The organism is Priestia megaterium NBRC 15308 = ATCC 14581 (genome assembly GCF_000832985.1).
GTDB classification, from domain to species: domain Bacteria; phylum Bacillota; class Bacilli; order Bacillales; family Bacillaceae_H; genus Priestia; species Priestia megaterium.
Genome location: NZ_CP009920.1, coordinates 1,418,687 through 1,431,530 on the forward strand (window position 1 = coordinate 1,418,687; position 12,844 = coordinate 1,431,530).

15 protein-coding genes are annotated in these 12,844 nt (G+C 38.4%); 3 read left to right on the forward strand and 12 right to left on the reverse strand.

Annotation, left to right across the window (positions count from 1 at the left end; translation table 11 throughout):
- Window positions 1-48 precede the first annotated feature (48 nt).
- The 3 genes from lepA to gpr form a co-directional block, all read right to left on the reverse strand.
- Entirely contained in the window at window positions 49-1,872 is a 1,824-nt protein-coding gene (lepA, locus tag BG04_RS07920; RefSeq protein ID WP_013059246.1) for a translation elongation factor 4, read from the reverse strand.
- Window positions 1,873-2,000: 128 nt separating this feature from the next.
- On the reverse strand, window positions 2,001-2,336 hold the full coding sequence (locus tag BG04_RS07925; RefSeq protein WP_013085063.1) for a DUF3679 domain-containing protein: 336 nt from the start codon (window positions 2,334-2,336) through the stop codon (window positions 2,001-2,003).
- 84 nt (window positions 2,337-2,420) lie between these two features.
- Window positions 2,421-3,533: a GPR endopeptidase gene (gene gpr, locus BG04_RS07930; protein WP_034648856.1), complete on the reverse strand. Its 1,113-nt coding sequence runs from the start codon at window positions 3,531-3,533 to the stop codon at window positions 2,421-2,423.
- A gap of 256 nt (window positions 3,534-3,789) precedes the next feature.
- On the opposite strand from gpr, the gene rpsT reads away from it, so the two are divergent.
- Window positions 3,790-4,056 (forward strand): 30S ribosomal protein S20, encoded by a 267-nt coding sequence (rpsT, locus tag BG04_RS07935; RefSeq protein WP_013059249.1) that lies wholly within the window; start codon window positions 3,790-3,792, stop codon window positions 4,054-4,056.
- A gap of 34 nt (window positions 4,057-4,090) precedes the next feature.
- Here rpsT and holA read toward each other — a convergent pair whose 3' ends face one another.
- Complete coding sequence (gene holA / locus BG04_RS07940; protein WP_013059250.1) at window positions 4,091-5,107, reverse strand: DNA polymerase III subunit delta; 1,017 nt, start codon at window positions 5,105-5,107, stop codon at window positions 4,091-4,093.
- A gap of 326 nt (window positions 5,108-5,433) precedes the next feature.
- Here holA and BG04_RS29615 point away from each other — a divergent pair, with 326 nt between their 5' ends.
- Window positions 5,434-5,568, forward strand: coding sequence for a YqzM family protein (locus tag BG04_RS29615; protein ID WP_013059251.1), 135 nt, complete (start codon window positions 5,434-5,436; stop codon window positions 5,566-5,568).
- A 57-nt stretch (window positions 5,569-5,625) separates the two neighbouring features.
- Here the strand turns inward: BG04_RS29615 and BG04_RS07950 are convergent, their stop codons facing one another.
- The 3 genes from BG04_RS07950 to BG04_RS07960 all read right to left on the reverse strand — a co-directional run bounded on the left by BG04_RS07950 (window position 5,626) and on the right by BG04_RS07960 (window position 9,284).
- The gene (locus BG04_RS07950) at window positions 5,626-7,917 is read right to left on the reverse strand and encodes a DNA internalization-related competence protein ComEC/Rec2 (RefSeq protein WP_034654976.1); all 2,292 of its coding nucleotides are present in this window, start codon (window positions 7,915-7,917) and stop codon (window positions 5,626-5,628) included.
- Window positions 7,918-7,985: 68 nt separating this feature from the next.
- Entirely contained in the window at window positions 7,986-8,552 is a 567-nt protein-coding gene (locus BG04_RS07955) for a ComE operon protein 2 (protein ID WP_013085067.1), read from the reverse strand.
- Window positions 8,553-8,648: 96 nt separating this feature from the next.
- Entirely contained in the window at window positions 8,649-9,284 is a 636-nt protein-coding gene (locus tag BG04_RS07960) for a helix-hairpin-helix domain-containing protein (RefSeq protein ID WP_034648853.1), read from the reverse strand.
- A 96-nt stretch (window positions 9,285-9,380) separates the two neighbouring features.
- Between BG04_RS07960 and comER the strand changes: the two genes are divergently transcribed.
- The gene (gene comER, locus BG04_RS07965; RefSeq protein WP_013085069.1) at window positions 9,381-10,211 is read left to right on the forward strand and encodes a late competence protein ComER; all 831 of its coding nucleotides are present in this window, start codon (window positions 9,381-9,383) and stop codon (window positions 10,209-10,211) included.
- Between the two features lie 40 nt (window positions 10,212-10,251).
- Here the strand turns inward: comER and BG04_RS07970 are convergent, their stop codons facing one another.
- From BG04_RS07970 to yhbY, 5 genes are read right to left on the reverse strand one after another with little or no spacing between them, the layout of a single operon-like run.
- Entirely contained in the window at window positions 10,252-11,010 is a 759-nt protein-coding gene (locus BG04_RS07970; RefSeq protein ID WP_013085070.1) for a class I SAM-dependent DNA methyltransferase, read from the reverse strand.
- Entirely contained in the window at window positions 11,007-11,360 is a 354-nt protein-coding gene (gene rsfS / locus BG04_RS07975; RefSeq protein ID WP_013085071.1) for a ribosome silencing factor, read from the reverse strand. The genes BG04_RS07970 and rsfS overlap by 4 nt, the downstream gene beginning before the upstream one ends.
- Entirely contained in the window at window positions 11,353-11,925 is a 573-nt protein-coding gene (gene yqeK, locus BG04_RS07980) for a bis(5'-nucleosyl)-tetraphosphatase (symmetrical) YqeK (protein WP_034648849.1), read from the reverse strand. Before yqeK ends, rsfS begins: the two co-directional genes overlap by 8 nt.
- Window positions 11,912-12,484 carry a nicotinate-nucleotide adenylyltransferase gene (locus BG04_RS07985; protein WP_013085073.1) on the reverse strand — a complete coding sequence of 191 codons (573 nt, stop codon included), beginning with the start codon at window positions 12,482-12,484 and terminating at the stop codon, window positions 11,912-11,914. Before BG04_RS07985 ends, yqeK begins: the two co-directional genes overlap by 14 nt.
- Before the next feature lie 60 nt (window positions 12,485-12,544).
- Entirely contained in the window at window positions 12,545-12,844 is a 300-nt protein-coding gene (gene yhbY, locus BG04_RS07990; protein ID WP_013059260.1) for a ribosome assembly RNA-binding protein YhbY, read from the reverse strand.

The following is a 12,844-nucleotide window of genomic DNA, read 5'->3' on the forward strand; positions in this document are numbered from 1 at the left end:
TTGATTTTCAAAACTAATTTGACATGTTAAATAATAGAATTTCAGCTATTAATCTTCGTCCATGCGAAGCACAGCCATGAATGCTTCCTGCGGTACTTCAACAGAACCAACCTGCTTCATACGTTTTTTACCTTCTTTTTGTTTTTCAAGAAGTTTACGTTTACGAGAGATATCTCCTCCGTAACATTTTGCTAAAACGTTTTTACGAATGGCTTTAATTGTTGAACGCGCGACGATTTTTTGACCGATTGCCGCTTGAATCGGCACTTCGAACTGTTGACGTGGAATAAGCTCTTTAAGCTTTTCTACAATGACTTTACCACGATCGTACGCCGAATCTCTGTGTACGATAAAGGACAGTGCATCGACCGTTTCGCCGTTTAAGAGAATATCCATCTTCACAAGCTTCGAAGGCTGATATCCAATAAGCTCGTAATCAAACGAAGCATAGCCTTTTGTATTTGATTTTAATTGATCAAAGAAATCATATACAATTTCAGCTAGTGGAATTTCATATACAATACTCACACGATTAGCATCCAAGTACTGCATATCAATAAAGTTGCCTCGCTTCTTCTGACAAAGCTCCATCACAGCACCTACATAATCGTTTGGTACCATCATCGTTGCCTTTACATACGGTTCTTCCACACGTTCAATCTTTTGTGGGTCCGGCATATTAGACGGATTATCTACAGACAGATGAGTCTCGTCTGTTAAATACACGTCATAAATAACGCTTGGAGCTGTTGTAATTAAATCAATTTTAAATTCGCGTTCAATACGTTCTTGGATAATTTCCATGTGAAGCAACCCTAAGAATCCACATCGGAAACCAAACCCTAAGGCCTGAGACGTCTCTGGTTCAAACTGAAGTGCAGAGTCATTTAGCTCTAACTTTTCTAGTGCTTCACGGAGATCGTTATACTTTGCTGTATCAATTGGATACAGTCCGCAGTATACCATTGGATTCAGACGACGATAACCAGGAAGAGGTTCACTTGCTCCATTTTTAGCAAGTGTAATCGTGTCCCCTACTCGCGTATCTCCAACGTTTTTAATAGCTGCTGTTAAAAACCCTACGTCGCCAACAGAAAGTTCATCTTTAGCAACGGCTTTTGGCGTTAACACACCTAGCTCCGTTACCTCAAACTCTTTTCCTGTTGCCATCATTTTAATTTTGTCGCCTACTTTTACTCGTCCCTGTACGATACGAATAGATGCAACTACACCTCGGTATGCATCATAAAATGAATCAAAGATTAGTGCTTGAAGCGGTGCATCTGGATCCCCTTCAGGAGCAGGAACTTTTTCAACAATTTGTTCTAAAATTTCTTCGATTCCAATTCCTGCTTTAGCTGAAGCTAATACAGCTTCCGACGCATCTAATCCAATTACGTCTTCAACTTCTTGACGCACTCGCTCTGGCTCTGCACTCGGCAGGTCAATCTTATTAATGACAGGTAAAATTTCAAGGTTGTTATCAAGCGCTAAATATACGTTTGCTAGTGTTTGAGCTTCAATACCTTGAGCTGCATCTACTACTAGAATTGCACCTTCACACGCGGCTAAACTTCGCGACACTTCATATGTAAAATCGACGTGTCCCGGTGTATCAATTAGATGAAAAGTATACTCTTCTCCATCTTTTGCTTTGTATTGAAGCTGCACAGCATTTAATTTAATGGTAATTCCACGTTCACGTTCCAAATCCATCGAATCTAAAAGCTGAGCTTTCATTTCTCGCTGTGTTAACGCATTTGTTTTTTCTAAAATACGGTCTGCTAATGTTGACTTACCGTGGTCTATATGAGCAATAATCGAAAAGTTTCTGATTTTCGATTGTCGTTTCAATCTTGCTTCTCTATCCATATTTTTTTCACTCCTACTGAAAATCGGCAAAATACACTAAACTAAATTATAACAACACATTCGTCAACATTCAATAAGCATTCCATTGGGGATTTTTCCATACAAAAAAGCAGAAAGAGATTCTGCTTTTAATTAAGAAGATGATGGATAGCCTTAAAAGCTTTTCCTATTGTACTTTTTACGCCTTCCGCTAAACTTTGACCTAGCGAGGAGAAAAAGTTAAAAGCCTTTCGTTTTTCTAGAAACTGCTGTTTTTCATCAATATTCACGACTTTTTTTGAACCTAAAACAGCAGCTTCCACCTGACCATCTGACGTTTTAGAAACATTAATAACATGTTCAATCGAAGGGTCATTATATCCCTTCATTTTAATCAACCCTTGCTGAGCCGTCTGCATCCCTAAAAATACAATGCACAGTAAAAAAATGGTTAGCACTACTGATTTTAAAGTAAATTTAATCATATTATTAGGCCCCTTACTTCTTTATCTTCTGTAGTACTAACCATTATGACTATATTGTGAAGAACTCATTCATCTAAAAGCGTATTAATGAGTATATGCCCCAAAGTTCTCTTGATCCACTTCATGATGCAAAGCAGCGTTAAGTCCTCCTGCAACTACATTAGCCATATCTTCAATAAACATATCCACTTCTTTTGGCGTAACCATCAAATTATGGCCTAAAGGTGCAAGCACTTCATGAATAAGACGTCTTTTTTCTTCATCGTGAAGGGTGCCAATCATACCGAGATACGTTTGACGCTGCTCTTCATTAGGTAAATCATCCTCCGTGAGCTTCTTTTTTTCTCCAAACGTCATACCAGATGGAAGCAGCGACTTAGACGGCTTTCCCTGCTCTTTCATTTCTCGGCCAAAATGTTTTAAGATAAAGTCAATTGTATCGCTTGTAATGGAAACAGCATCCACCACCGTTGGAATACCTATTGCAATAACTGGAATGCCAAGTGTTTCATAACTGATTTCTTTGCGTTTGTTTCCAACCCCAGACCCCGGATGAATACCTGAATCTGAAATTTGAATGGTAGCATTTACCCGTTCAATCGAACGAGCGGCCAGCGCGTCGATTGCAATGATAAAATCTGGATTCACTTTCTTTACAACGCCAAAGATAATATCACTTGTCTCAATACCCGTCATTCCCATTACTCCCGGAACAATGGCGCTAACGGGTCTAAAGCCATCTTGCACGCTTTCAGGCTGTAGCTCAAACAAATGTCTTGTAATCAACAAATTATCTACTGCCTTTGGTCCAAGCGCATCTGGTGTAACACTTAAGTTTCCAAGACCCACTACAAGACAGCTAGCATCATCTGGAATGTTGAGGCTTTTAATAAAAAAATTCAGCTCTTTAGCAAATACTTCTTCCATGGCCTCTTGCTTTTCAGTATCCTGTTCGCGAATGCCTACCGATTCAAGGGTTACATATCGGCCTTTTTTCTTACCGATTGCTTCTGCGCCTTCTTCCGTAATTTCTACCATTGAAATTTTGACACCTTGTTCTTCTTTTTCTTTTACAATTACGCCTTTGATTTCTGACTGATTATTCGGTTTAGGCTGATTTTCTAACGCTATGTCTTTTGCTTCGACGGCTAAATCCGTGCGCACGCTATATTGACTTAAATTAAGTTCTTTTTCCATTTCTTAACCTCCTAGACAATCTTTGTTGAAATTATTGTCACCGAGGACTGGCAGATTCATGCATTTAAGAAATGAAAAGTGGAAGGAAGGGCGCAATATCAGCTACAAGCTTTTAAAGAGAGCTCTGTCATATAAAATTCCTTTTCAAGGCTATTGCATTCTGTCCTTGTGTTTGATAAAATATCTTTTGTTCTTATTGTGAAGAATGTCGAGTTCTATATAATCTCGATTGTTATCATTTCGGGAGGTGAAACGGATGCCAAACATTAAATCAGCTATCAAACGTGTAAAAACTACTGAAGCTCGCCGTGCTCATAACATTCAAGCTAAATCAGCTATGCGTACTGCAATCAAAAACTTTGAAGCTTTAGTTGAAAACAACGATGTAGATAACGCAAAAGCAGCATTTGCTGTTGCTTCTAAAAAATTAGACAAAGCTGCACAATCTGGTATTATCCACAAAAATGCTGCAGCTCGTCAAAAATCTCGCTTAGCAGTAAAACTTAACGGTTTATCTGCATAATTGAGACAAAAACGATCCCATTAGGATCGTTTTTTTATTGCGCTCTTTTTAATAAAAACAGCTGTAAAATAAGCGCTTTATCCATTTTCCCCGTCTTCATTTCATAATCTGCCTCTGCTAAATCCTTTAAAATTTCTTTAAGCTGCTGTTCCTCAAAACTTCTGCTCTGCTGCAAAGCAATTTTCACACGAAACGGATGAACCTTAATCGTTTGAGCAATTTGCTGCTGACCGTACCCTTGACTAGACAGCTGCTTCGTATGATAAATCAAACGAAACTGCGTCGCTAACAAAGATAAAATTTTAATAGGCTCTTCGTTATTACGCAGTAAATCCTGATACATATTTAAAGCAGTAGAAACCTTTCGCTGAATAACAGCGTCAATAAGCGTAAATACATTTTGTTCAAGCGTTTTTGCCACAAGCTTAAGCACAACTTCTTTTGTAATGACTCCGTCTTGTCCAACGTATAATACCATTTTTTCAATTTCATTTGTTACAAGCGTTACATTAAGACCCACAAGCTGAATAAGCAGCGTCACAGCATCTTCATCCATATTCACTCCATCTTTTGAAAGTAAATTATGAATCCACTGCTTCATTTCTTTTTCACCAAATTCGTTCGCTTCAATGTAAGCTGCTTGTTTTTTTAATAATTTTGTTATTTTTTTTCTTTCATCCAGCTTTTCATAAGGGGCTAGTAGAATTAACGTTGAAAAAGACGGGGGCTGCTCCACATATTGCTGCAGTTTTGCTAGATCATGCTCGACTTTATCTTTCGATTTTTCAGCCGTTAAAAATGCTGCATTTTTCGCAACCACTACACGCTTGTCTCCTAAAAAAGGAAGCGTTTCAGCATCTTCTAGAACTTGATCAATCGATGTTTCTTCTAAATCGTATAGTGACAAGTTAAATTCTTTATCTTCTTCATTTAACGTATAGTCGACGATTTTATCTCTAATCTTTTTACTCATAAATGCATTGACCCCGTGTATTAAATAAACGGGGGCTATATTATTTTTGGTAATACTTTTTAAGCTATCAACTGCCAACGTATATACGCTCCTCTTTTTTATTCATCTATATTGATTATGTATAGTTACTGATAAACAAAATACAATTTCTATCGTAAAGGTGTTATGAGTTTTTGGCAACAATACAAAAGGAATTGCCTTAAAACGACAATTCCTCAGTTTATGATAAACATTAACAATATAAGCCCTAGGTTACTTATTTGTTAATGATTAAACCCTTATCTCTATTTTCTCCTCATGCTCGTAAAGTATAGTTGTTAACTGTTGTCAGTTTGTGAAAACGCTTTTAAATTGTCTAGATTTTTAAAAAAAGTTAGATTATACTGTAAACAGGAGGGGTGTTAATGAACCAATTTGAAGAAAGTGTCCAAAGTAAACGCAACGACGCTGTCGATTCCGCCGTAGGATTTGGTGTTTCATTTGGCTTTTTCACTGCCTTATTTGTTATTGCAACTGTGATTCACTACTTGGGTTCGTAAAATTGCTTCAAGGCTGCTTCTTAGCAGTCTTTTTTAGTTCGTTTTTCTTACTATAGACTATGGAAGTTGCTGCGAAAACGTTCCTGACTTTTTTGTAAATTCATACATTACCCCACCATCTTCATCCGTTCGATAAATATACACTCCGTAGCTTTTCAGAAGCTCTAATATTTCTTGATGAGGATGACCATAACGATTTTTTTGCCCCGCTGAAACAAGCGCTACTTTAGGATTTAAATGTTGAACAAACTCTTCTGAAGTTGAAGTTTTACTGCCATGATGCCCAACTTTTAATACATCTGCTTTAAGGTTTGGAAAGTCTTTCAATATTCTTTGTTCTCCTTCCTTTTCTAAATCTCCGGTGAATAGCCATCTTAAATTTCCTAACTTAGCGTCTATTACAATTGAGCCATTGTTGCTCGTTTCTTCGAAACCTGTCGGAGAAATAATCTGAAATAACACACCTCCTTCTTGCCAGCTATCTCCTTGTTGAACAATTTGAACAGGCACGCTTTGTTTTTGAGCAGCGATCACCAAGCCATTCTCTACATCATTTAATTCAGCTTTTTTCCCAAGCACCAGCTCTCCGACAGCCACTTGTGAAAATAAATGCTGTGCCGCCCCTGCGTGATCATAATCGCCGTGTGTAATAATCATTTTATCTACCCTTGTTATTCCTTTTGAATGCAAAAAGGGAACAAGTACATCTTCTCCCACGTCAAAAGAAGAACGACGTTTTTGCCATGGTTCTTTTGGAAATGAAACGGTTCCTCCGGTATCGATCATATACACACCTTTTCGATAAGGAAGCTCAATGATAAAGCAGTCTCCTTGTCCTACATCGACCATTGTGACCGTTCCTTTTGGATTCAAATAAGGATACATACATTGTGCGGCTAACAATGCCACGAGAAGAAACATATAGCGAACGAAAAATTCTCCTTCTTCGAGCGCCACAAATAAAGCATAAATGCATAAGTACATGCCCAAAAACAGCACAATGTGGGGTTTTCCCGTTACAAAACCAGCGGGAATCCACTCAAAAGAGCCAAGCAATTTTTCACAAAAAAGTAAAAGAACATGAAGAATCTGCTCCAGCAGTTCACTCACTCCCGGCAAGAGGATACGAACAAAAAGAATGAGCAAACAAAGAGGTAATATAACAAGAGAAAACAGCGGTACAAAAACCATATTTAATGGCAAACTGAGGAGAGATACTCCATAAAAATAGTACAACAATAAAGGAAGTGAACTGACTTGTGCAATCGCTGAAACAACCATGAGCTGGCTGAAAGAAGAATGAAAACGAGGTAAAATCGTCTGACTCGATAAAATCAATGCAAAACTAACGGCAAAAGAAAGCTGAAACCCTACATCAAATAAATAGTACGGCTTAAAAAGCAGCATGGCTATAAAAGCAAGGCTGATGCTATCAACCAAAAGAATTTTTCTTTGTATTTTTATCGATATAAGCATCAGCATACTCATAAAAACAGCTCGGACAACTGAAGCGCTGCCACCGGCCAAAACCATGTATACAGGAAGAAGCAAAAGTAAAAGCGTAATGGCTCGCTCGCGCGTTATTCCAATCCGAATGAGCAAATAAAAACACATTGCTGTCAGCAGTCCAACATGAAGACCTGATATGGCAAGCAAGTGTATTAAACCAAATTGCTGATAGCGCTTGATACTCTCTTCTGCGATGCCGGTGCGCTCGCCGTAAATTAGTGCCTGCATAAACCCAGCGCCTGGATCCGACATATTTTGTTGAATATAATTAATTCCTTTTTGACGAATAAAGGTAAGGTACGTAAGTGGAGTTAGAGTGGGGAGCTGGCATTTTACCAAATCAAGTCTCTTGACGTTAAGCTGCCAATGAATAGACTGATGGTACAAATATTGCTGATAATCAAATGCATGAAGGTTGCGAGCAGGTGAAGGAGAAGTTAATTGCCCCGCTAGTTGACAAACTTGATGAATCGTTAGCTTTTCGAGCTGCTGTTTCTCTTCCAACGTTTTTAGTTTATAAAAAGCCATGACCTCTTCATTTTGAACCGTAAACTTAAAAGTAAGTTTGTCGCCGTCACTATGCGGCACAGAGGAAATTTCACCTGTAAAAGAAGAAGATTCAGTTAAAAGAACCGTTTTGTTATGCTTATTTGTCTCAGCTAATAGGTAGACGCACAAAACACTCAACAGTGCAGAAGTAATAACCACTTTCCTCGGACATTGTAGCCATTGAAAAATGAAAAGTACGATTAGCAAAAACAGGCTTACAGCGGAATGATTATCATATACATATAAAGCTAGCATCATGCTAAAAGCACAGTAAATATAATATCCTTTCACTTTTAGCTCCTTTCTTCTTAAAAGAAAGAGGCTTCTTACTGTTACCAAGAAAAAAACCTCTTTTACCTTTAATTTGCCGTAAACAAAGCGAGAGCTTCACGCTGTAAATTCATCACTTCTGCTTCGTCCGCTCCGCTTTTTTCTAAACGAGCGAGAACATCCGTCACAAATTGAAGCTTCTCTTTACTTTTTAAGTCAATGATTGCGTCATCAAGTTCAACTTTTGCTGTTTTCACTCCCGCCTGTTGAAATAACTCAACAGCATACGGATGATTTTTGTAATCATTAGCGTAATATACTGTTTTAATTCCCGCTTGAATAAGGGCTTTACAGCAGTTTAAACACGGAAAATGCGTGACGTATACTTCCGCATCTTCTGTTTTCACACCAAACTTAGCACACTGCAAGAGTGCATTCACTTCTGCATGGACAGTTCTTACACAGTGTCCATCAATCACATAACAGCCTTCGTCAGCACAATGCACGCCTCCGCTGATCGAGCCGTTGTATCCTCCAGCTATAATACGTTTATCACGCACCACTGTAGCCCCAACAGCCAGACGTTCACAAGTGCTTCTTAAGGCTAGCAAATGGCTTTGTGCCATAAAATATTGATCCCATGAAATCCGGTTCATCTCATTCCCTACCTTTTTATTTAAAACTCAATAATTATAATTATACTTGTCTCTTTCATAGTGTAGCGTTTCTTTTCCTTTTTCGTCAATAAGTCTCTACTGTACCGTAATTTGAGCTTTGATTTTTTCTAGCGACTTCTCGCCAATACCTGATACTTGCCCCAAATCCTCTACTGTTTGAAACAAGCCATTTTCCTCTCGATATGAAACGATGGCACTCGCTTTTGAAGGTCCAATTCCATTTAGCGTTTGCAGTTCATCAGTGTTCGCTGTATTGATATTAACCAGGGGCTGATCATTTGAAGTTCCTGAGGAAGAGATTGAAGAAACTGGAGATGAAGGCGGGATTTCTTCTCCAGTAGCTGGAATGTAAACAGCCATTTCATCTTGTAGCTTGCTAGCTAAATTGAGCTGTCTTAAGTCCGCCTCTTTCGTAGCGCCTCCGGCTTGTGCTAGAGCATCTTTTACCCTTGCGTCTTTCGGAAGCTGGTATACACCAGGCTTCTGAACAGCTCCTTTAATATCCACCATAACAAACGGGGAATCTTGGCTCGAAATTACTTGATCAGACGACTCTCCTTCTTTTTTTGCAGCAGAAGATTCTGCCTTTATCATATCTGAGGTTTGAAGAGAACTTTCCGATTTCTCTCCGCCTGTGCGATAGATATAAAAAGCCAACCCAATTGCTAAACAAATACAGCCAATTAGCCATTGTTTTTTTGAAAAAGTCAAATTGTACACTCCTTTGAATTTTGAAGTAACGTCATAAATTCCATTACGTCTTCATAGTGTTTAGAAGAAAAGGCTTTTGAAGGAGGGAATGAATCAGTGAACATAGGGTTTATCGGAACAGGAAACATGGGGAAAATATTAATTGATGCGTTTATTGAATCAAAAGCCGTACGTCCTTCTAAAATCACTATTATGAATCGCACAAAAAAAAGAGCCAAAGAGATTCAACAGCAGCATAAAAAAATTAATGTTGCTGATACAGCTGAAGAAGTTGTTCACGCATCCAAAGTCATTTTTATTTGTGTTAAGCCATTGGATATTCACCCCCTTTTAATAAAATTAGAACCACTGCTGACGAAAGATCATTGCATTGTATCCATTACCAGTCCAATTAGCGTAGAACAAATCGAACGCCTCATTCCGAGTCAAGCAGCTAGAATTATCCCTAGCATTACGAATCGGGCATTAGCAGGTGTTTCTCTTTTCACGTTTGGAGAAAGATGTACGCCTTTTTACCAAAATTATTTACATGAATTATTTTCATCTATGTCAAAGCCTGTGGCTATTGATCAAACGATTACGCGTGTATCATCCGATATCGTAAGCTGCGGTCCTGCATTCTTCAGCTTTTTGCTTCAACGCTTTATTGATGCAGCAGTTCAAGAAACAAATATTTCTGAAGAAGAAGCTACCGTCATGGCCAGTGATATGATTATTGGAATGGGAAAACTGTTGGAAAAAGAAATATTTACGCTTCCTACCTTGCAGGATAAAGTATGCGTAAAAGGCGGTGTAACCGGAGAAGGTATTAAAGTTTTAGAAGCTGAACTCGGAGAGATGTTTGTGCACGTATTTCAAAAGACACATGAAAAATTTGACGAAGACATTGAGCTTGTTCACAATCAGTTTGATAGTCTTATTCCATAATTTCTGTAGAAATCCTGCTTTGAAACAAAAAAAGAAGCCTCTACTCGGCTTCTTTTTTTTGCGCAGAGAAAAAGATGCGCTCACTGTTTGAAGTAGGCTCACTCATTTTGAAATCTGCACTTACTTCTATATTTATAAAACCAGCTTCGCTCAGCCATGATTGATAATCGTCAATCGACCAAGTGCGCTGAGCATGCACCTCATCAAAGCGATGATATGCATCCATTTCTTCATCATAAGCAAAAAACGTAATATCATGCTCTACGCGCGTGTCTGTATCGTCATAGGTGCAGTTCCAAATATATGACACGTCTTCATCTACGTAAGAAAAAGATTGATTTCCAAATACGTCTTTCATCTTGTGCACTGAATGAACATCAAATATAAAGAGCCCACCTGGTTTTAAGTGCTTATATACACGTTGAATGGTTTCTTGAACTTCTTTATCACTTTGCAAATAGTTCAAAGAATCACAAAAGATTACTACACAGTCGAACTCTTTCAATAACTCAAGTTCCGCCATGTTTTGCTGAAAAAGAGATAGCGTTAACCCTGCTTCTGCCGCCTTTTCCTGGGCTACCATAAGCATATCATCAGACAAATCAACGCCTACTACGGAGAAACCTTCTTGTGCAAATCGAACGGAGAGTTCTCCCGTGCCGCAGGCAAGGTCTAATATACTGTCAGGCTTTTTTTTCGCTTTTGCCACCTGCTGATTAAAAAATTCAGCCCAATCGTCATACGGAACGTCTGCCATTAGCTGATCATATACGTAGGCAAATTCTCCGTACCTGCTCATAGCTGTAGCTCTTCTGAACTTACAAATGGTGCATCTCCCCATAAGCGTTCTAAGTTATAATATCCGCGCTCATCTTTATGGAAAATGTGAACCACAACATCTCCAAGATCAACAAGAACCCACTTAGCCTGCTCAAATCCTTCTAAACGCTTCACAGAAATGCCTTGTTCGTGTGCTTTTTCTTTAATTTCACGAGCGATTGCCTGCACTTGTTTATCTGAGTTACCGTGACAAATAACAAAATAATCTGCCACAAGTGAGATTCCTTCCATATTTAACGCTACGATATCGATTGCTTTTTTATCGTCTGCTGCTTCTACAACAAGAGATAGCAATTCACGTTCAGTCATGTGTTTGACCTCCTAAGATTAAATCATTATATGTCATCATCGTATCGGGATAAACGGCCTGATGTTTAGTCATTAAAAAAGAAATGGTGTTTTTCAGTGATTGAATAAGTGCTGCATTTAAGTCCGTTTTAGCTAACTCCCGCACTTCATCAACACCTGGAAATCTTCTTCCGGGTTCAATGTAATCAGCAACGTACACAATTTTTTCAAGTAACGTCATGCCAGGTCTTCCGGATGTATGGTAAGCAATCGCATCCAATACTTCCTTATCCGTAATCCCTACTTCATTTCTCACTAAAAACGCGCCTACTGGAGCATGCCATAATTCGGTATTGTATTCCAATAAAGAAGGGCTCATGTTTTGATCAATAATAATTTGCTTCATCTCTTCCTTTGGACGAAATTTGGCGTAGTCATGAAAAATAGCAGCCAGTTCTGCTTTTTTTTCGTCTGCTTCAAAACGCTTAGCTAATTCAATTGCTGTTTCCATTACCCCGACAGTATGAATATAACGGCGTTCTGTTAACTGTTTCTTTACGATTTCTAATGCCTCAGTTCGATTCATATAATTGATTCTCCTCGATATATTGTTTAACACCAGCAGGTATAAAATAACGAATGGTTTCTTTCTTTACTACTCGTTCACGAATAAAGGAAGAGGAGACATCAAACTGCGGAACTTCTACTTCTTTTATCGGGTAAGGGGACGTAATGGTATACCCCGGGCGTTTTACACCTACAAATGTAACCAAATTGACTAATTCATCAATTTCATACCACTTCGGCAAATATTCTACCATATCAGCACCAACGATGAAATGAAACTGATACGTTGGATATTTCTCCGTTAGTATTCTCATCGTATCGTATGTATATGAAGGCTCTTTGCGCTCAAATTCGATCGGCTGCAGGGTAAATTGATCATGTTCTTCAATAGCTAGCTTTAGCATGTGTAAACGATGATATGGCTCAATAGGCTCTTTGATTGTTTTATGAGGTGGAATGTACGACGGCATGAACCATATCTCATCTAATTTCAAGGCATGCAAAACCTCATTTGCCATCATTAAATGCCCCAAATGAGGCGGGTTGAATGTTCCACCTAAAATTCCAATACTCTTCAACAATCCCCGACTCCTTTAATTTACTTCATTTTTAAATAGAGCGGGTTTCCCCGCTCTATTTCATTTCACTTTTGGAAGCATTAACTGCTTATTTTCGCGTGATTCTTTATATAATACAATTGTATTTCCAATCACTTGTACAAGCTCTGCTTTTGTTCCTTTTGTTAATCGAGCAGCAACCGTATCACGATCTTCGTCACAGTTTTGCAGAATGCTTACTTTTAATAATTCTCTTGCTTCTAATGCATCAGCAATTTGACCAATCATATTTTCGTTGACTCCACCTTTTCCTACTTGGAAAATTGGATTTAAATGATGTGCTTTTGAACGTAAAAAACGTTTTTGTTTACCTGTTAACAT